Raw genomic sequence first — 19,372 nt, 5'->3', positions numbered from 1 at the left:
ACCAGAATCGGTTGCCTGAAGTTTGCGACTGGCCTTGTGGGCAGACGACATAAATTCTTGGATGGCCGAAGGTTGCTTCGGCGTCCTGTAGTTTTACTACAAATCGTCGGCCATTTCAGCCTTTCGAATGTATATACGAGTAGTAAAACTACACAAGACAGAGCGGATTGCTCGGTCTGGCTGGTGAGCATAATCGTTAATGTTGATCTTTTGCAGACAAGAAAAGGTAGAAGTTTAATGTTGCCTGCCAAAAAATATGAATTTTCAGCTATTTATAACCTTTGTTCGACAGTTCGTCGCCGCGTGGGGTTCTTGTCGGCACCGCAATCAGTCAATTACGCGCCGATCAAGGATAGACCATGAGCCTTCCAACGCTGGCCAACTTGCCGGCCATCCTCCTGCCTTACGCCAGCCGGGCCGAGCAGTCATTTCGTGACGCAGTGGCCGCGCTGGGCGACGATCATGGCCTTTCTGCGTGGTCGCCGCAACGCTGGGCCGACTTTGCCCGTGTGTGCGCCGCCAGTGATTTCGTGATTGAACAGAGCGTTCGTGACCCTTTGATGTTGCTGGAGCTGGTGGCCTGGGGCGAGCTGGACCGCGGTTTCGCCCCCGGCGAGCTGTGTGGGCAGATTGCTGGCGCTGTGCAACAGGCTGAAACAGAAGATGAGCTGGGCCGCGTCCTGCGCCGCCAGCGTACCCGTCATCAAGTGCGCATCATCTGGCGCGACCTGACCCGCCAGGCAGACCTGGTACAAACCTGTCGCGACCTCTCCGACATGGCCGACGCCAGCATCGACCAGGCGTACCAATGGCTGTACCAGCGCCACAGCACACAATTCGGTACCCCCACCGGCCGGCGCAGCGGTGAGCCGCAGCACATGGTCATCCTCGGCATGGGCAAGCTCGGTGCGGTGGAGCTGAACCTGTCATCGGACATCGACCTGATCTTCGCGTACCCCGAAGGCGGCGAAACGGTGGGTGTGAAGCGGGCGCTGGATAATCAGGAGTTCTTTATTCGCCTTGGTCAAAAACTGATCAAGGCCCTCGATCCGATGACCGTCGACGGTTTTGTGTTCCGCGTCGACATGCGCCTGCGTCCTTATGGCTCGTCGGGCTCGCTGGTGCTCAGCTTCAACGCGCTGGAGCAGTATTACCAGGACCAGGGGCGCGACTGGGAGCGCTACGCCATGATCAAGGCGCGGGTAGTTGCGGGCGATCAGGTGGCCGGTGCGCAGTTGCTCGACATGCTGCGACCGTTCGTCTATCGCCGTTACCTGGACTTCTCCGCCATCGAAGCGCTGCGCACCATGAAACAGCTGATCCAGCAGGAAGTGCGGCGCAAGGGCATGGCCGACAATATCAAGTTGGGCGCGGGCGGCATCCGCGAGGTGGAGTTCATCGCCCAGGCCTTCCAGCTGATCCACGGCGGCCGCGACCTCAGCTTGCAACAACGGCCGCTGCTCAAGGTCCTTGGCACCCTTGAAGGCCAGGGCTACCTGCCGCCGGCGGTGATCGCCGAGTTGCGCGATGGCTACGAATTCCTGCGTTACACCGAACACGCGATCCAGGCGATTGCCGACCGCCAGACGCAAATGCTCCCGGACACCGAGGAAGATCAGGCGCGTATTGCCTTCATTCTGGGCTTTGATGATTGGGCGGCCTTCCATGAGCGCTTGATGTATTGGCGCGGTCGAGTGGACTGGCACTTCCGTCAGGTGATCGCCGACCCGGATGAAGAAGAGGGCGAAGAAAGCGAGTTGGTCGTGGGCGGCGAGTGGTTGCCGCTGTGGGAAGAGTCCCAGGATGAAGAGGCCGCTTGCCGTCAGTTGGCCGAAGGCGGTTTCAGTGACGCGCCCAAGGCCCTCAAGGCCTTGGCCGGCCTGCGCAGCAGCCCGCAATTGCGTGCGATGCAGCGCCTCGGTCGCGAGCGCCTGGATGCGTTTATCCCGCGCCTGCTGGCCCAGGCCGTCGAGCATGCCAACCCGGACCTGGTGCTGGAGCGCGTATTGCCGCTGGTGGAAGCCGTGGCCCGTCGTTCCGCCTACCTGGTGCTGCTCACGGAAAACCCCGACGCCCTGCGCCGCCTGCTGACCCTGTGCGCCGCCAGCCCGTGGATCGCCGAGCAGATCACGCGCTTCCCGTTGCTGCTCGACGAATTGCTCAACGAAGGCCGTCTGTTCAAGCCTCCGTTGGCCCCTGAGTTGGCGGCCGAACTGCGCGAGCGCCTCACGCGCATCCCCGAGGACGACCTCGAGCAACAAATGGAAGCCCTGCGCCACTTCAAACTGGCCCACCGCCTGCGCGTCGCGGCCTCGGAAATCGCCGGCAGCCTGCCGTTGATGAAAGTCAGCGACTACCTGACCTGGCTCGCCGAGGCCATCCTCGAACAAGTGCTGGCCCTGGCCTGGCGCCAGACCGTGGCGCGCCACGGCTCACCGCAGCGGGTGGACGGCACCCTGTGCGATCCTGGCTTCATCATTGTCGGTTATGGGAAAGTCGGCGGCATCGAACTGGGGCATGGTTCGGATCTGGACCTGGTGTTCATCCACGACGGTGACCCCCAGGCCGAAACCGATGGCGCCAAGCCGATTGATGGTGCGCAGTTCTTCACGCGCCTGGGCCAGCGCATCATTCACTTGCTGACCACCCAGACCAACTCCGGCCAGTTGTACGAAGTCGATATGCGCCTGCGTCCGTCCGGCGCCTCCGGGCTGCTGGTCAGTTCGTTGGGCGCGTTCGAGCGCTATCAGGAAAACGAAGCCTGGACCTGGGAGCATCAGGCTCTGATTCGCGCGCGGGTGCTGGTGGGTAGCCAGGATGTCGGCCATGCGTTCGAGCAGGTACGGGCCAAGGTGCTGGGGCGTGAGCGCGACCTGACGACGCTGCGCCAGGAGGTCAGCGAGATGCGCGCCAAGATGCGTGACAACCTGGGCACCAAGGGCACGGCGGCCGGTACCGGCGCCAATGCCTTCGACGCCACGGTGGCGTTCGACCTCAAGCAGGACGCCGGAGGTATCGTCGATATTGAATTTATGGTGCAATACGCGGCTTTGGCGTGGTCTGCGCAACATCCATCGTTGCTGCGCTACACCGACAATATCCGCATTCTGGAAGGTCTGGAGCAGGTGGGGTTGATGCCCGCCGCCGATGCCCATCTGCTGCGCGAGGTGTATAAGGCCTACCGTTCCGCCGCGCACCGCCAGGCGTTGCAAAACGAGGCGGGGACGGTGACCGGCGAGCAGTTTGCCGACGAACGGCGCCAGGTGATGCGAATCTGGCAGGAGCTGGGCTTGAGCTGAAACACTATTAGGGCGGGGAGGCATAAGCCTCCCCGCATCGTTTGTGGAAACTACATGAATATTTTGATCGTTGGGCCCAGTTGGGTCGGTGACATGGTGATGGCGCAGACACTGTTCCAGTGCCTGAAACAACGTCATCCCGACTGCCAGATCGACGTGCTCGCCCCCGAGTGGAGCCGACCGATCCTTGAACGCATGCCCGAAGTCCGCCAGGCCTTGAGCTTCCCGCTCGGTCATGGGGCCCTGGAGCTTGCGACCCGTCGTCGCATCGGCAAATCCCTGGCCGGCGCGTACGACCAGGCGATCCTGCTGCCCAACTCGCTGAAGTCCGCGTTGGTGCCGTTTTTTGCCGGTATTCCCAAGCGCACCGGCTGGCGCGGCGAGTTCCGCTACGTGCTGCTCAACGACGTGCGCACGCTCGACAAGACACGCTACCCGCTGATGATCGAACGCTTCATGGCCCTGGCCTACGAGCCGGGTGCCGAGCTGCCCAAGCCGTATCCGCGCCCCAGCTTGCAGATCGACCCGCTGAGCCGCGATGCGGCCCTGGCCAAGTTCGGCCTGAGCCTGGACCGTCCGGTGTTGGCGCTGTGCCCGGGGGCTGAGTTTGGCGAGTCCAAGCGCTGGCCGTCGGAGCATTACGCCAAGGTCGCCGAGATGAAAATCCGCGAAGGCTGGCAGGTGTGGCTGTTTGGTTCGAAGAAGGACCATCCGGTCGGCGAGGATATTCGTCAGCGCCTGATTCCTGGCCTGCGTGAAGAAGCGGTCAACCTGAGTGGCGACACGTCCCTCGCCGAGGCTATCGACCTGCTGTCCTGCGCCGATTCGGTGGTGTCCAACGACTCTGGCCTGATGCACGTCGCCGCCGCGCTGAACCGCCCTCTGGTGGCGGTGTACGGCTCCACGTCCCCTGGCTTCACCCCGCCGCTGGCCGACAAGGTCGAGGTGGTGCGCCTGGGCCTGGAGTGCAGCCCGTGTTTTGATCGCACTTGCCGCTTCGGCCACTACAACTGCATGCGCCAGTTGCTGCCGCAGCCGGTGAACGAGGCCTTGCAGCGCTTGCAGGACTCTGCGGTCGAGGTCCGATAGTTTGCGCGTACTGGTAATCAAGACCTCATCCCTGGGCGACGTGATCCATGCGCTGCCGGCACTCACCGACGCCGCGCGGGCGATCCCCGGCATCCGGTTCGACTGGGTCGTGGAAGAAGGCTTCGCCGAGATTCCGACCTGGCACCCGGCCGTCGACAAGGTGATCCCGGTGGCGATCCGCCGCTGGCGCAAGAACCTCTGGCAGACCATCAAGAGCGGCGAGTGGCGGCGCTTCAAGCAGCAAGTCCAGTCGACCAGATACGACTTGGTGATCGACGCCCAAGGCCTGTTCAAAAGTGCCTGGCTGACCCGCTACGTGCGTGCGCCGATTGCCGGTTTCGACAAAAACTCCGCCCGTGAGCCCATCGCCGCACGCTTCTACTCGCGCCGCCTGGCCGTCGCCCGTGGGCAGCACGCGGTGGAGCGCTTGCGCCAGCTGTTTGCCGTGGCCCTCGGTTATGACCTGCCCAAAGGCTTGGGCGACTACGGTCTGAGCGTCGACAAGCTGCTCGGCCTGCCGCCGAAAAAGCCTTTCGTCCTGCTGCTGCACGGCACCACCTGGGACACCAAGCACTGGCCCGAAGCCTACTGGCGCGAACTTGCCGAGCGCATGGGTCGCCTGGGTGTGGACGTGAAGTTGCCGTGGGGCAACGCCGCCGAAAAAGCCCGCGCCGAGCGCCTGGCCCAAGGCCTGCCAAACGCCGAAGTACTGCCCAGGCTGAACCTGGCCGGCATCGCCCGCGTATTGGCCGGCGCCCGCGCCTGTGTGGCGGTGGACACCGGTCTCGGCCACCTGGCCGCCGCGCTGGATGTGCCGACCATCTCCCTGTTCGGCCCGACCAACCCCGGCCTCACCGGCGCCTACGGCAAGGGCCAGATTCACCTGGGCAGCGACTTCCCGTGCGCGCCGTGCCTGCAAAAACAATGTACCTATCAACCGACGGCCGACGACCAGCGTCGGTTCGACCTCAAGCGCGAGTCGCCCCTGTGTTTCACGCGCCTGAACCCTGAGCGTGTGGCCAGCCGACTGAGCACGTTGTTATTGGCTGAGGAGCTGCACTGATGCAACTGGCTTTCGTTTTGTACAAATACTTCCCCTTCGGCGGCTTGCAGCGCGACTTCATGCGCATCGCCCTGGAGTGCCAGCAGCGCGGCCACCAGATCCGTGTCTACACACTGATCTGGGAAGGCGACATCCCGCCCGGCTTCGAAGTGCTGGTGGCGCCGGTCAAGGCGTTCTTCAACCATCGACGCAACGAGAAACTCAGTGCCTGGATGGCTGCCGACCTGGCCAAGCGCCCGGTGGACCGCCTGATCGGGTTCAACAAAATGCCCGGCCTTGACGTGTACTACGCCGCCGACGGCTGCTTTGAAGATAAGGCGCAGAACCTGCGGCACTCGCTGTACCGCTACTTTGGCCGCTACAAGCACTTCGCCGAGTACGAGCGCGCGGTGTTTGCCAAGGACGCCAAGACCCAGGTTCTGATGATCTCCGAAGTGCAGCAGCCGCTGTTCATCAAGTATTACGACACCCCGCTGGAACGCTTCCATCTGCTGCCGCCAGGCATTGCCCAGGACCGTCGCGCACCGCCGAATGCCGCCGAAATCCGCGAAGGTTTCCGCAAGGAATTCAACCTCGCTGATGACGACCTGCTGCTGGTGCAGATCGGCTCGGGCTTCAAGACCAAGGGCGTCGACCGCAGCCTCAAGGCCGTGGCCGCGCTGCCAGCGGAGCTGAAAAAACGCACGCGCCTGTTTGTAATCGGCCAGGACGACCCCAAGGTATTCCAGCTGCAAAGCGCGACGCTGGGCCTGGGGGATAACGTGCAGTTCCTCAAGGGCCGCAGCGACATCCCGCGTTTCCTGCTGGGCGCCGACCTGTTGATCCACCCGGCGTACAACGAAAACACCGGCACCGTATTGCTCGAAGCCCTGGTCGCCGGGCTGCCGGTGCTGGTCTCGGCGGTATGTGGTTATGCCCATTACATCGCCGAAGCCGATTGCGGCCTTGTGCTGGATGAGCCATTCGAACAAACCCAGCTCAACCGCTACCTGACGCAAATGCTCAGCGACACTGCACAGCGCGCGGCCTGGGGCCGCAATGGGTTGGCCTTCGCCGAGACGGCCGACCTCTACAGCATGCCGCAGCACGCTGCGGATGTGATTCTGGCGGAGCCGAAACGATGAAGTTGATTCTTGCCGAACCGTTCAAGACGTTGTGGGCCGGGCGTGACGCCTTTGCCGAAGTCGAGAAACTGCAAGGCGAAGTATTCCGCGAACTGGCGGCGCGGCGCACATTGCGCACCGTGGTTGAGGGCCGTCCTTATTTCGTGAAGATCCACCGTGGCATCGGCTGGGGCGAGATCTTCAAGAACCTGATCACCGCCAAGCTGCCGGTGCTCGGCGCGGGCCTTGAGTGGGCGGCCATTCACCGCCTGCAGGATCTCGGCGTGCCGACCATGACCGGCGTGGCGTTCGGCGAGAAGGGCAACAATCCAGCGGATCAGCACTCGTTCATCATCACCGAAGAACTGGCGCCGACCCTCAGCCTCGAAGACCTGACCCTCGACTGGGTCGCGCAACCGCCGGCACCGGCGTTGCGCCATGCGCTCACCTTTGAGCTGGCGCGCATGGTCGGCGATATGCACCGTGGCGGCGTGAACCATCGCGACTGCTACCTGTGCCACTTCCTGCTCGACACCTCGCAACCGATCGACGCCAACAACATCAAGCTGTCGGTGATCGACCTGCACCGCGCCCAATTGCGCGCGCATTTGCCGCTGCGCTGGCGCGACAAGGACCTGTCCGCGTTGTACTACTCGGCGCTGGACATCGGCCTGACCCGACGCGACAAGTTGCGCTTCCTCAAGGGCTATTTCCGCCAGCCGCTGCGCCAGGTCCTCGCCGAACAATCGGCGTCGCTGAACCTGATGCAACGCAAGGCCGACAAGCTCTACGCACGCAAACAACGCTACGGAGATGCGATCTGATGGCGGGTTGGAACCTGGAGCCGGCCTACGCCAGCCTGGCGCATGATTTTGGCAGCCTTGAAGCGGTCTTCGCCCTGCAAGGCGAGCAACTGACCCACGACCCGCTGTCGGAAGTGATCCGCGTGGAGCGCGGTGGGGTCAATTACTACGTCAAGCGCTACACCGGCGCCGGCAAGGGCCTGCGCCGCTACCTGGGCAAGCCGCGGGTCAAGTCCGAATGGCAGAACCTCAAGCGTTTCGCCAAATGGGGCATTCCCACCGCCGACGTGGTCGCCTGGGGCCTGGAGCGCAACGGCCTGGCCTATGACCGTGGCGCGATGATCACCCGCGAATTGCCGCGCACCGAAGATTTGTCGGTGCTGGCCGAGCGCGACGATGCACGCCTGCACGATCCGAAGTGGGTCGATGCGGTGAGCCGTCAGCTCGCCGAATACACGCGCACCATGCACGATCACCGCTTCACCCATAACGACTTGAAGTGGCGCAACCTGCTGATCGACGACCAGTCGACCCTGTACCTGATCGATTGCCCCAACGGCGACTTCTGGCGCGGGTTCTGGCTCAAGTACCGCATCACCAAGGACCTGGCGTGCCTGGACAAGGTCGCCAAGTATCACTTGTCGGCCACCCAGCGCCTGCGTTTCTACATGCAGTACCGCCAGCGCCGGCACCTGAGTGCATCGGACAAGCAGCGGATTCGCCACGTGGTGAAGTTTTTTGAGGGGCGCGAATGACTGACTTCCTGGCGGCTGAAGACCGTGCGCTGCTGGAGCGCCATGGTCTCGCCACGTTTGATGCGTTGTGGGCCAAGCAACTCGATGCGGTGGACGAGCCGAACACCAGCCGTGGTGGCTGGAGCAGCGTGTTTCGCCTGGAACTCGACGGCCACGGCTACTACCTCAAGCGCCAGAGCAACTACCTGACGCGCAGCCTGCACCGGCCGTTTGGCGAGCCGAGTTTCTCCCGCGAATTCCGCAATATCAGCCGTTACCGCAAGCTCGGTATCCCGGCATTGCAGGCGGCGTTCTACGGCGAGCGCAAGGTCGCCGGTGAGCATCGTGCAATGCTGCTGACCCGCGCCCTCGACGGCTGGAATGACCTGGATTCACTGCTCGACGAGTGGCCGCAACTGAGCGACGCCCAGCACGGCGCCATCCTGCGCGCCTGCGGTCAATTGGCGCGGCATCTGCACAGCGTCGGCCAGGTGCACGGCTGTTTTTACCCCAAGCATATTTTTTTGCAGGCCACCGGCGACGGCTACGCTGCGCAGCTGATCGACCTGGAGAAGACCCGCCCGCTGCTGTTCGGCTGGCGTGATCGGGTCAAGGATCTGGAGCCGTTGCTGCGTCGCGCGCCGCAATGGTCGGATGCCCACGTGCGCCAACTGTTGGCGGCGTACCTCGATCAGCCTGAGGACAGCGCGCTGGTCGCCACTTGGTATCAGCGCCTGAATGCCCGTCGTAGCCACAAGGAAAACCGTTGATGCGTTTGTCCGAGCTGAAAACCGCCGGCCGTACCCCCGACTTGCCACTGACCCTTGAGCTGGCCGACGCGGCGGGCCCCGGCCAACTGCAACTGCTGAGCCTGTTACGCGTGTTGCCGGGCGAGCGCTATGTGGGCGCGGCGGTTTGGCGCGGGCGTCCGGTACTGGCCAAGTTGCTGGTGGGCAGCAAGGCGGCGCGGCATTTTCAGCGCGAACTCAACGGCGTGCGCCTGCTCGCCGCACAAGGCCTGACCACGCCGCCGTTGCTCGCCGACGGTTTGCAGGAAGGTGAGGGCGGCTGGCTGCTCTTTGAGTTCATCGACGGCGCCGAAAGCCTGGCCGATGCCTGGCAGGCCGTCGAAGACCTGCCACCGTTGGCCGACGAACAAACCGCGGTCCTCGCCGAAGCACTGGGCGCGATTGCGCAGATGCACGCCAAGGGCCTGTGGCAGGAAGATCTGCACCTGGACAACCTGCTGCGCCAGGACGGCAAACTGTATTTGATCGATGGCGCCGGGATTCGCGTGCAAGAGGCGGGCAAGCCGCTGTCGCGTGACCGCGTGCTGGAAAACCTCGGGGTATTTTTCGCCCAGTTGCCGAAAAACCTCGAGCCGTTCACCGAAGAGTTGTTGGTGTATTACCTGCTGAGCAACGGTGAGCACGCCTTGCCGCTGCAAGCCCTGGAAAAACAGGTGCGCAAGGTCAGTGCCTGGCGCCTGAAGGATTTCCTCAACAAGGTCGGCCGCGAGTGCACCCTGTTCAGCGTGCTACGTGGGCCGTTTGCCTTGCGCGCGATCCGTCGCGAAGAAGAGGCCGCGATGCTGCCGGTGCTGGACCAGGCCGACGCGTTGCTCGACAGGGGGCACCTCTTCAAGACCGGAGGCGCGGCCACCGTGGCCAAGGTCGACGTGGCGGGCCGCCCGCTGGTGATCAAGCGCTACAACATCAAGGGTTTCGTCCATTGGCTCAAGCGCTTCTGGCGCCCGAGCCGCGCGTGGCACTCCTGGCGCGAAGGCAATCGCCTGGCGTTCCTCGGCATCGCCACACCCAAACCGCTGGCGGTGTTGGAGAAGCGCTTTTTCTGGCTGCGCAGCCGCGCTTACCTGATCACCGAGCACCTGCCGGGCCCGGACATCATCGAGCGTTTTGCGCCCTATGTTGAACGCGGTGACGCCCCGGAAAGTGAGTTGCTGGCCCTGGATCATTTATTCGCCGAACTGATCCGTGAGCGCATCAGTCATGGTGATTTCAAGGGGCACAACCTGTTCTGGGATAAGGGGCGCTGGTCGCTGATCGACCTCGATGCAATGCGCCAACACAGCAGCAATGCCAGCTTCGCCACGGCCTACGCCAAGGACCGCGCGCGGTTTATGCGCAACTGGGCGCCGGAGAGTGCGCTGTACAAACTCATCGACCAGCGCTTGCCAGTGCAGGTCTGATCGCGCTCAAAAGGTGGAAGCAGATCAATGTGGGAGCGGGCTTGCCCGCGAAGGCGGCGTGTCAGCTTGCACATCAGTGCCTGATGCAACGCTATCGCAGGCAAGCCAGCTCCCACACATGCCAGACCTGCGTCCTGCCGCAAGTTCTTGATACCCAGCCGAACGGCGACAGCCCAGCAACACCAATCAACTGTGGGAGCGGGCTTGCCCGCGAAGGCGGCGTGTCAGTTTGCACATCAGCGCCTGATGCACCGCTATCGCAGGCAAGCCAGCTCCCACACACGCCAGACCTGCGTCCTGCCGCAAGTTCTTGATACCCAGCCGAACGGCGACAGCCCAGCAACACCAATCAACTGTGGGAGCGGGCTTGCCCGCGAAGACGGCGTGTCAGTTTGCACATCAGTGCCTGATACCTGCGTCCTGCCGTAAGTTCTTGATACCCAGCCGAACGGCGACAGCCCTGCAACACCAATCGACTGTGGGAGCGGGCTTGCCCGCGAAGGCGGCGTGTCAGTTTGCACATCAGTGCCTGATACGCCGCTATCGCAGGCAAGCCAGCTCCCACACAAGCCAGACCTGCGTCCTGCCGCAAGTTCTTGATACCCAGCCGAACGGCGACAGCCCAGCAACACCAATCAACTGTGGGAGCGGGCTTGCCCGCGAATACGGCGTGTCAGTTTGCACATCAGTGCCTGATGCACCGCTATCGCAGGCAAGCCAGCTCCCACACACGCCAGACCTGCGTCCTGCCGCAAGTTCTTGATACCCAGCCGAACGGCGACAGCCCAGCAACACCAATCAACTGTGGGAGCGGGCTTGCCCGCGAAGGCGGCGTGTCAGTTTGCACATCAGTGCCTGATGCAACGCTATCGCAGGCAAGCCAGCTCCCACACACGCCAGACCTGCGTCCTGCCGCAAATTCTTGATACCCAGCCGAACGGCGACAGCCCAGCAACACCAATCAACTGTGGGAGCGGGCTTGCCCGCGAAGGCGGCGTGTCAGTTTGCACATCGGTGCCTGATGCACCGCTATCGCAGGCAAGCCAGCTCCCACACAAGCCAGACCTGCGTCCTGCCGCAAGTTCTTGATACCCAGTCGAACGGCGACAGCCCTGCAACACCAATCGACTGTGGGAGCGGGCTTGCCCGCGAAGGCGGCGTGTCAGTTTGCACATCAGCGCCTGATGCAGCGCTATCGCAGGCAAGCCAGCTCCCACACAAGCCAGACCTGCGTCCTGCCGCAAGTTCTTGATACCCAGCCGAACGGCGACAGCCCAGCAACACCAATCAACTGTGGGAGCGGGCTTGCCCGCGAAGGCGGCGTGTCAGTTTGCACATCAGCGCCTGATGCAACGCTATCGCAGGCAAGCCAGCTCCCACACACGCCAGACCTGCGTCCTGCCGCAAGTTCTTGATACCCAGCCGAACGGCGACAGCCCAGCAACACCAATCAACTGTGGGAGCGGGCTTGCCCGCGAAGGCGGCGTGTCAGTTTGCACATCAGTGCCTGATGCAGCGCTATCGCAGGCAAGCCAGCTCCCACATAAGCCAGCTTCAACAGTTGATTTTTGGCGGTTTTAGAATTGGTATTCGGCGCCGGCACCGGCGTACCACGAGCGGCCGGGGGCGGCTTCGTAGTAGCGGTTGTTGCTGTCGCCGACGATCACCGAGCCGACGTACTGACGGTCCAGCAGGTTGTCCAGGCGCAGGGTCTGGTGGAAGGTCCAGTGTTCGACCTTCTGCTCGAAGCGCGCACGCCAGTTGAACACGCTGTAGGCCGGTGCGGCGCGCTCGCTGTTGGTGTCTTCGACATAGACCTTGCTGCGGTACAGGCCTTCGATGGCGGTGCTGACCCAGTCGCGGGGCTTCCAGTTGAGTTCGGCGAACAGGGTGGTTTGGGGCACGCCGGGGAGGTAGTTGCCCTTTTCAATAGCCTTTGCGTTGTTGGTGAAGTCACTGTCGTAGGTGGCTTGCAGGCGGGTGTAGGCGAGGTTGGTGCTCCACTGTTCGCTGAGCTGGCTTTCAATGCCCAGCTCGAAGCCGCGGCGCAGGGTGCGGCCGGCGTTTTGGTAGCTGGTGCGGCCTTGGAGGGATTGGCTGATCACCAGCTCATCTTCTGTGGTTATTTGGAACACAGCAGCGTTGATCCGGGTGTCGTTCAGCTGTGCCTTCAGGCCCATTTCATATTGAGTACTTTCAGACGGTTTTAGGCCGAAGTTGAAGCCTTCGACATTCCCCGGTGCGTAGGCCAATTCAGCCTGGGTAGGCGTTTCAAAGCCTTTACCGGCACTGACGTAGCCGTGCAACTGCGGCGTGAAGGCGTACATCACGCTCATCGACGGGGTGTTTTTCTGATAGGTCTTGTTGCCGCTGGCGTCACCGTTGCTCAGGTATTGATCGTCAACGTCAAGTTCCATGGTGCTATGGCGTACGCCGGCTTGCAGGGTCCAGTTGCCCAGAGCCCAATTGGCTTGAATGTAAGGGTCAAGGCTGCGGGCGGTGTCGATTTCATCACGACGTAGCTCGCCTTTCACACCAAGGGTGGTGCCGCTGTAGTTTTGATAGCCATGGCGACTGTCTTCGCTCTGATCAAAGTCCAGGCCGGTGATGATCATCAGTTCGCCCGGTGCGCTCTCAATGGGTTGCATCCAGCGCACGCTGCCGCCGTAGAATTTGCGGTCGAATTGCACCACGCCGCCGCCGCGCTCGTTGGACGGCGTGCCCTTGGGAATCGACAAGTACTGAATCACACTCCGCCGCCCCGTATACGCATTCACTTGCAGCGTCGCCTCGCCGACATACCGCTCGTAATTCATCCCCAACTGCTGATGATCAATGCTTTTGCGTGTGTTGTACGTCAACGCCCCGGTGGCTACCGAGCGCGGATCAGCCTTGTACGCTTCCCACGTCTGTCCCAGCGGGTCCTGCGTGCCGTCCTGCTCCAAACTGCTGTAGATCAGCGCCAACTTGCTGTCGTCATCCGGCTGGAAATTGAGCTTGGCGAACGTCTGGTCACGCCGTGCGCTGCTGTGGTCGCGGTAGCCGTCGGTGTCCATGCGCGAGGCGTCGAGGACAAAACCGGCGCCGTTGGCCGCGCCTTCGGCGCTCAGGTGGTTTTTGCTCAGGCCGTCGCTGCCCACCAGGGTCTCGGCGCCGATGCGCGGCGGGCCTTCGCCGTTGCGGGAGAACATCTGGATCACGCCACCGGCGTTGCTGCCGTACAGGGTGGCCGCCGGGCCGCGCAGCACTTCGATGCGCTCGGCGGTGTCGAGGTTGAACGTAGCGGCCTGGCCCTGGCCGTCCGGGGTGCTGGCGGGGATGCCGTCGGCGATCAGCTTGAGGCCGCGGACTCCGAACGCCGAGCGGGCGCCGAAGCCACGGGAGGAAATCTGCAGGTCCTGGGCATAGTTCTGGCGGTTCTGCACCACCAGGCCGGGTACGCGGGAGAGGGCTTCGGAAGCGTTGATGCCGAGCTGGCCGTCACTGATCTGCTCGCGGCTGATGGCGTCCACCGAATACGGCAGGTCAAACGTCGGGCTGGCGCTGCGTGAGCCGGTGACGACGCTGGGGTCGAGGACCAGTGGCAAATCGTCGCCCATCGCGAGGCCGCAAAAACCGAGCAAGCCGGCAATAAGAGGGAGGTGAGCAGGACCAGCAATTTTCATCAGATAACCAGGCAGAGTGCGGCAAACGCGGGATTCTAGCGATTCTTTCACTGTTTAACGAATCCTCTGGCTGCGCCTTTGGCTACGTCTGACCTGACTCTAGACGCAATCCTACAGACTGCCCCCATCAGCTTGGCGCTTGCCGCTAACAGCTCCCCACTGGTTTTAAGCTATAATCCCGCCCTTTAGCTGTTTCCTGCCCAGGCGGGAAGCACACTTTTTCGCGGCGTAACCCGCCTGCATGCAGACTAAAAGAGGCTAGACCCCTGTGGCATTGACGATTCTTGGCCTGTCCGGCGCCCTTAGCCATGATCCTTCCGCAGCCCTGTATATCGACGGCAAGCTGATCGCGGCCGCCGAAGAAGAGCGCTTCGTACGCGACAAACATGCAAAGAACCGCATGCCCTACGAATCGGCGAAGTTCTGCCTGGAACAAGCCGGTATCAAGCCCTCCGACGTTGACGTAGTGGCGATCCCGTTCGCCCCGATCAGCCTGTTCGGCGAGGCGCGCTGGCACTACGCCAAGCGTTACTGGTACGCCCCGGACCGCGCCCTCGACGCGATCCTGATGGGCAATCGTCGCTACAAGCGCTATCGCAACAAGATCGTCTGGTGCCTGGAGCAACTGGGCTTCGATCCGAAGAAAATCAAGATCGAGCCGGTTGAACACCACTTGGCCCACGCTTCCAGCGCCTACCACTGCTCCGGCTTCCAGGAGAAAACCGCGATCCTCGGCATCGACGGTAAAGGTGAGTACGCCACCACGTTCTTCGGTTATGGCGAGAACGGCAAGATCCACAAGATCAAGGAATTCTACGATCCGGACTCCCTCGGCGGCCTGTATGGCGCGATCACCGAGTTCCTCGGTTTCGAGATGCTCGACGGCGAGTTCAAGGTCATGGGCATGGCGCCGTACGGCGACGCTAGCAAATACGATTTCTCGCGCCTGGCCTCGTTTGAAAACGGCGAACTGGTGATCAACACCGACTACGCCAACGTCATCGGCCTGCGTCGCTACAAAGAGAAGGGCAAGGGTTTCTACTTCTCGCCGAAACTGATCGAGTGGCTGGGCCCGAAACGCGAAGGCGACATCGCCGACGAGCCGTACATTCACTACGCCGCCAGCATGCAAGCACTGTTCGAAAAGCTGGCCTTGCAGATGATCGACCACTACCTGGGCGACATCCTCAAGGACACCGGCAAGCTGGCCTTCGCCGGCGGTTGCGCGCTGAACGTCAAGCTGAACCAGAAGATCATTGCCCGCGACGACGTGAAAGAGCTGTTCGTGCAGCCGGCGTCCGGCGATGCCGGTACTGCGGTGGGCGCGGCGGCCTACGTGTCCCACGCCCGGGGTGTACCCGTGGAGAAGATGGAACACGTCTACCTCGGCCCGTCCTACAGCAACGAAGACGTGATCGCGGCGTGCGCCAAGCACGCGAGCAAGCCGGTATGGCGCAAGATCGAGAACATGCCTAAACGCATCGCCAAGATCATGGTCGACGGCAACCCGGTGGCCTGGTTCCAGGGCCGCATGGAGTTTGGCCCGCGTGCCCTTGGCGGTCGTTCGATCATCGGTTGCCCAAGCGCCACCGGCGTGGCTGACCGTATCAACCACCAGATCAAGTTCCGCGAGCGCTGGAGGCCTTTCTGCCCGTCGATGCTCGACACCGTGGCCCCGCAGATGATCAAGGTCGATCACCCGGCGCCGTTCATGACCTTCACCTTTGAAGTGTCGGAAGAGTGGAAGACCCGCGTGCCGGAAGTGGTCCATGAAGATGGCACTTCCCGCGCCCAGGTGCTCAAGCGCGAATACAACCCGCGCTACTACGACATGATGAAAGAGCTGGAAGTGCTGACCGGCAACGGCGTGTCGCTGAACACCTCGCTCAACCGTCGTGGCGAAGCGATGATCTGCTCGCCGAAAGACGCGCTGGACATGTTCTTCGGGTCCGACCTGCAGTACCTGATCATGGAAGACATCCTGGTGGTCAAGGACGGCGTGGACCCTTATGACTCGCTCGGCTGATCGCCACGTCCTGCAGTTCTGCCACGGCTATGACGGGCCGTTCCTGGACTGCGCGCGGCAGTACGCCAGTTTGTTCGCAGGCTCCGGCTACAAGGTGACCACGGTGTTTCTCACCGGGGTCGCCGACCCTGAGGTCGCGGCCGGTTGCGCCTCTGATGAAGTGTTGTTCATGGAGTTCAGCTCCAAGGCCATTCGTGGCTTGAAGCTGGGCGCCATCGCCGAGATGCGCAAGATTGCCGCATCGCGCAACTTCAGTTTCTGTATTGCGCACCGCGCCAAGCCGATCTACGTCGCCTTGCTCGCGACGCGTTTGCAGGTGATCGGCGTGCATCACGCCTTTGGTGACTACCAGCGTCGTGGCCGCCGCCTGTTCGCTTCGATTTTCCGCAAGCGCCTGAGCTTGCTGGGTGTCTCCGACGCCGTGCGCGACGACATCCGCCGTTGCCTGCCGAACTGGCCGGCGGCGCGCATCCAGACCTTGTACAACCGCATCGATGTCGAGGCCATGCAGGCCCTGCAAGTCTCGAAGGACGAGGCGCGGGACGCCCTCGGGCTCTCGCCGGATGAGTGGGTGGTCGGCAACGTCGGCCGCCTGCACCCGGACAAGGACCAGGCCACGCTGCTCAAGGGCTTCGCCCTGGCCTTGCCTCGGTTGCCCGCCGAAAGCCGCCTGGCGATCCTCGGCACCGGCCGCCTGGAGCAGGACCTCAAGGAGCTGGCGCGTGAACTGGGGATTGCCGACAAGGTCCTGTTCCTCGGCCAGGTGCCGGATGCGCGTCGCTATTTCCGCGGGTTTGACGTGTTTGCCCTGAGCTCCGACCACGAGCCGTTCGGCATGGTGCTGCTTGAAGCCATGGCCGCCGGCGTACCGTTGCTGGCCACCGCTTGTGGCGGCGCCAAGGAAGTGGTCGAAGGCGTGGGCATCCTGTTCCCCTTCGGCGACGCCGAGCACCTGGCCCAGGGCCTGGGGCACCTGGCCGCGATGGATCAACACCAGCGACGCCAGTGCGCCGAGCTGATGCTGGAGCGTCTGCACGCGCGCTTCTCGGATCAGGCGGTACGCACTGCTTTCTGGCAACTGCCACACGTTATTGAACTGACCGCGAGGGCTTGATGCTCAATCGATTCCAAGGCTGGCGCGAGCGCGGCTGGACCGTCGTCGATGCACCTGCCTACAGCCAGGCCTGGCAGCGTTTTGGCGGCAGCGTCGCGACGCATCCGCAAGTGATCGAACGCCTGGCCGGGCTGGCGGCTATTCCGGTGCGCTACCTGGCCTGGGAACAGGCCGGTGAACTCAAGGCGTGCATTGCCACCTGGGGCCGCGACTTGGCCTTGTCCAAGGACGTGCTCAAGCGCAGCGGCAAGAAAGGCCTGTTCGACCTGGGCAATGCCGAGATCATCCTGCCGGCCGCTGCCGATGCGCAGGCGCCACTGCGCCAGCGTGGGCGTTACCTGTCGGGGCTCAATGAAGGCCGTTTCACGGGGCTCAAGCCCCAGGCCGAGCAGTTGGCCATGGCGCGCACGCCCGAAGACTTGTCGAAGAAATTCCGCTACAACCAGCGCCGCGAACTGCGCCTGCTGGAAGAGGCGGGCGGGGTGGTACGGCCGGTCAGCGAGTTTTCCAGCACTGAGCTGGCGTCGATCTACTGCGACCTGTTCCTGCGTCGCTGGGGCTTTGTCGCAACGGGGGCCGAGCGTTTGGCCGAGGTGATCGAATTGCTGCGCGAGTGGTTGATCGGCTCGGTGATCTTTCTCAACGACGCGCCTATCGCGATCCAGTTGGTGTACCGGGTCGAGTCGCCAGAGTGGATCAGCGTGGAGTACGTCAACGGCGGGGTCGACCCTGAAACCCGTGCCTTCAGCCCCGGCAGCGTGTTGAGCTTTCTCAACACCCAGAGCGCCTGGGAACAGGCCCGTGAAGTCGGCAAGCCGCTGCGCTTTTCGTTTGGGCGTGCCGACCGCGAGTACAAGGACCGCTGGTGCAACCCTGTGCAGGTGTTCAGCTCATGACTCGCAAGCAGCAATTGCTCAAGCGCCATCGGCGCAACAAGCGCATGGCGCTGTTGATTGGTGTGTTGCTGCTGGTGCTGATCGGCATCCTGGTGGCCTGGTGGTTGCCATTGCTGTTGGCCGTGCTGGCCTGGGTCGCTCACGAAGCGTGGTTTGCCGACCACCTGTTTTATGCTCCCAACGAAGACTATCAATACCGCTTCTCGGCCGATGCCGAGTTACCCGGCGTGCGCCTGGAGAACGGGCGCTTGTTGCTCGATCAACCGGTCGCCGCAGACGCCACGCTGGTGCTGGCGATCACAGTCAAAAGCACCTGGCTGGGACGCTTTCTCGACCCGAACATTGCCCTGGGTGACGACCGCCAAACCTTTGAGCGTGGGGTCAACGGCGTGCGTTATCTCAACCTCAGCGGTTTGGCGCTGGATCAGTTGCAGCTGCGTGGTCGCCATTGTCGCCTGCTCGGCACGCCGCGCCTGTGGGCCTGGACCCAGCCGGATTACAGCGCCCAGCGCGTGATGGTCATCGCGCCCCACGCCGACGATGCCGAACTGGCCGCTTTCGGGCTCTACAGCCAGGCCGAAAAGCCGTGGATCGTTACCCTCACGGCGGGCGAAATCGAAGCCGAACACTATCAGCAGATGGGCCTGGACACGGTCGAAGCCGCGCGCATCAAGGGCCGCCTGCGCGCCTGGGACAGCATCGCCGTGCCGCTATGGGCGGGCGTACCCCAGGCACACTGCGTGCAACTGGGTTATTTCTGCCTGCAATTGCAAGCCATGCAGGCCGCGCCAGCCCAGCCCTTCGCCTCCCGTGAAGCCGAGCTGAGCGATGTGCGGCCGTTTCGCCAGTTCAATCCGTTCCCGCTGCCGTCGGATAGCGACGGCTTGCCGACCTGGAATAACCTGCTGGCCGACCTGCGCGCGGTGCTGTTGATGGCGCGCCCTGAAGTGATCGTGCTGCCGTACTCGGCGCTGGACCCGCACCCCGATCATATCTGCGCGCAGAGCGCCGTCATGCAGGCCTTGCAAGGCCTGGAGTGGCAGCCAACCACGCTGCTGGGCTACGCCAATCATCTGCATGACAATGACCGCTGGCCCATGGGCGACGCTGGCAGTGGCATAGCCTTGCCGCCGCTGTTCGATGCAACCCAGGAGCTGCATCCGTGCAGCCTGCCGCTGACGTTGGCGCAACAGCGCGACAAGGCCATGGCACTGGGCATGATGCACGACCTGCAACCCGCGCCACCCTTCAAGCGGCGTGTCCGGCGCTTGTTGCAGCGTGTACTGGCCGGGCGCGCGCGCTCGCCTTACGGGGAGAACGAGTTCTTCCGCAAGGCGGTGCGGCGACATGAGTTGTTCTGGCGTTTGTGAC

General features: G+C 63.0%; 13 protein-coding genes. 12 read left to right on the top strand and 1 reads right to left on the bottom strand.

Going from position 1 to position 19,372, the window contains the following annotated elements; translation table 11 throughout:
• Positions 1–359: 359 nt before the first annotated feature.
• The 8 genes from glnE to IB241_RS10210 are packed head-to-tail and all read left to right on the top strand — an operon-like array spanning position 360 to position 10,300.
• The gene (gene glnE, locus IB241_RS10245) at positions 360–3,299 is read left to right on the top strand and encodes a bifunctional [glutamate--ammonia ligase]-adenylyl-L-tyrosine phosphorylase/[glutamate--ammonia-ligase] adenylyltransferase (protein ID WP_192298295.1); all 2,940 of its coding nucleotides are present in this window, start codon (positions 360–362) and stop codon (positions 3,297–3,299) included.
• A 54-nt stretch (positions 3,300–3,353) separates the two neighbouring features.
• Entirely contained in the window at positions 3,354–4,388 is a 1,035-nt protein-coding gene (waaF, locus tag IB241_RS10240; RefSeq protein WP_192298294.1) for a lipopolysaccharide heptosyltransferase II, read from the top strand.
• Between the two features lies 1 nt (position 4,389).
• Positions 4,390–5,451, top strand: a complete 1,062-nt coding sequence (gene waaC / locus IB241_RS10235; RefSeq protein WP_192298293.1) for a lipopolysaccharide heptosyltransferase I — start codon at positions 4,390–4,392, stop codon at positions 5,449–5,451.
• Positions 5,451–6,575 (top strand): glycosyltransferase family 4 protein, encoded by a 1,125-nt coding sequence (locus IB241_RS10230; protein WP_192298292.1) that lies wholly within the window; start codon positions 5,451–5,453, stop codon positions 6,573–6,575. Before waaC ends, IB241_RS10230 begins: the two co-directional genes overlap by 1 nt.
• The gene (gene rfaP, locus IB241_RS10225) at positions 6,572–7,378 is read left to right on the top strand and encodes a lipopolysaccharide core heptose(I) kinase RfaP (RefSeq protein WP_192298291.1); all 807 of its coding nucleotides are present in this window, start codon (positions 6,572–6,574) and stop codon (positions 7,376–7,378) included. The genes IB241_RS10230 and rfaP overlap by 4 nt, the downstream gene beginning before the upstream one ends.
• Complete coding sequence (locus IB241_RS10220; protein WP_192298290.1) at positions 7,378–8,112, top strand: lipopolysaccharide kinase InaA family protein; 735 nt, start codon at positions 7,378–7,380, stop codon at positions 8,110–8,112. The genes rfaP and IB241_RS10220 overlap by 1 nt, the downstream gene beginning before the upstream one ends.
• A complete protein-coding gene (locus IB241_RS10215) occupies positions 8,109–8,861 on the top strand; it encodes a lipopolysaccharide kinase InaA family protein (RefSeq protein ID WP_192298289.1) in 753 nt (250 codons plus the stop codon). The genes IB241_RS10220 and IB241_RS10215 overlap by 4 nt, the downstream gene beginning before the upstream one ends.
• The gene (locus IB241_RS10210; protein ID WP_192298288.1) at positions 8,861–10,300 is read left to right on the top strand and encodes a lipopolysaccharide kinase InaA family protein; all 1,440 of its coding nucleotides are present in this window, start codon (positions 8,861–8,863) and stop codon (positions 10,298–10,300) included. The genes IB241_RS10215 and IB241_RS10210 overlap by 1 nt, the downstream gene beginning before the upstream one ends.
• A gap of 1,577 nt (positions 10,301–11,877) precedes the next feature.
• Here IB241_RS10210 and IB241_RS10205 read toward each other — a convergent pair.
• Positions 11,878–13,965, bottom strand: a complete 2,088-nt coding sequence (locus IB241_RS10205) for a TonB-dependent receptor (RefSeq protein ID WP_192298287.1) — start codon at positions 13,963–13,965, stop codon at positions 11,878–11,880.
• Positions 13,966–14,233: 268 nt separating this feature from the next.
• Between IB241_RS10205 and IB241_RS10200 the strand changes: the two genes are divergently transcribed.
• The 4 genes from IB241_RS10200 to IB241_RS10185 are packed head-to-tail and all read left to right on the top strand — an operon-like array spanning position 14,234 to position 19,371.
• Positions 14,234–15,991 (top strand): carbamoyltransferase, encoded by a 1,758-nt coding sequence (locus tag IB241_RS10200; RefSeq protein ID WP_192298286.1) that lies wholly within the window; start codon positions 14,234–14,236, stop codon positions 15,989–15,991.
• Positions 15,975–17,105, top strand: a complete 1,131-nt coding sequence (locus tag IB241_RS10195; RefSeq protein ID WP_192298285.1) for a glycosyltransferase — start codon at positions 15,975–15,977, stop codon at positions 17,103–17,105. Before IB241_RS10200 ends, IB241_RS10195 begins: the two co-directional genes overlap by 17 nt.
• Entirely contained in the window at positions 17,105–18,001 is an 897-nt protein-coding gene (locus tag IB241_RS10190) for an antimicrobial resistance protein Mig-14 (RefSeq protein WP_192298284.1), read from the top strand. The genes IB241_RS10195 and IB241_RS10190 overlap by 1 nt, the downstream gene beginning before the upstream one ends.
• Positions 17,998–19,371, top strand: a complete 1,374-nt coding sequence (locus IB241_RS10185; protein ID WP_192298283.1) for a PIG-L family deacetylase — start codon at positions 17,998–18,000, stop codon at positions 19,369–19,371. The genes IB241_RS10190 and IB241_RS10185 overlap by 4 nt, the downstream gene beginning before the upstream one ends.
• Position 19,372 lies beyond the last annotated feature (1 nt).

The sequence above is a fragment of the Pseudomonas sp. PDM05 genome (genome assembly GCF_014851685.1).
Lineage (GTDB): Bacteria > Pseudomonadota > Gammaproteobacteria > Pseudomonadales > Pseudomonadaceae > Aquipseudomonas.
This window is presented reverse-complemented; position numbering and strand designations above follow the sequence as displayed.

Bases quoted from the DNA above. Each gene is read 5' to 3' on its own strand.
- IB241_RS10205 (WP_192298287.1), bottom strand. From the start codon at position 13,965: ATGAAAATTGCTGGTCCTGCTCACCTCCCTCTTATTGCCGGCTTGCTC.
- IB241_RS10230 (WP_192298292.1), top strand. From the start codon at position 5,451: ATGCAACTGGCTTTCGTTTTGTACAAATACTTCCCCTTCGGCGGCTTG.
- glnE (WP_192298295.1), top strand. From the start codon at position 360: ATGAGCCTTCCAACGCTGGCCAACTTGCCGGCCATCCTCCTGCCTTAC.
- IB241_RS10210 (WP_192298288.1), top strand. From the start codon at position 8,861: ATGCGTTTGTCCGAGCTGAAAACCGCCGGCCGTACCCCCGACTTGCCA.
- IB241_RS10215 (WP_192298289.1), top strand. From the start codon at position 8,109: ATGACTGACTTCCTGGCGGCTGAAGACCGTGCGCTGCTGGAGCGCCAT.
- waaF (WP_192298294.1), top strand. From the start codon at position 3,354: ATGAATATTTTGATCGTTGGGCCCAGTTGGGTCGGTGACATGGTGATG.
- IB241_RS10185 (WP_192298283.1), top strand. From the start codon at position 17,998: ATGACTCGCAAGCAGCAATTGCTCAAGCGCCATCGGCGCAACAAGCGC.
- IB241_RS10195 (WP_192298285.1), top strand. From the start codon at position 15,975: ATGACTCGCTCGGCTGATCGCCACGTCCTGCAGTTCTGCCACGGCTAT.
- IB241_RS10220 (WP_192298290.1), top strand. From the start codon at position 7,378: ATGGCGGGTTGGAACCTGGAGCCGGCCTACGCCAGCCTGGCGCATGAT.
- rfaP (WP_192298291.1), top strand. From the start codon at position 6,572: ATGAAGTTGATTCTTGCCGAACCGTTCAAGACGTTGTGGGCCGGGCGT.
- IB241_RS10190 (WP_192298284.1), top strand. From the start codon at position 17,105: ATGCTCAATCGATTCCAAGGCTGGCGCGAGCGCGGCTGGACCGTCGTC.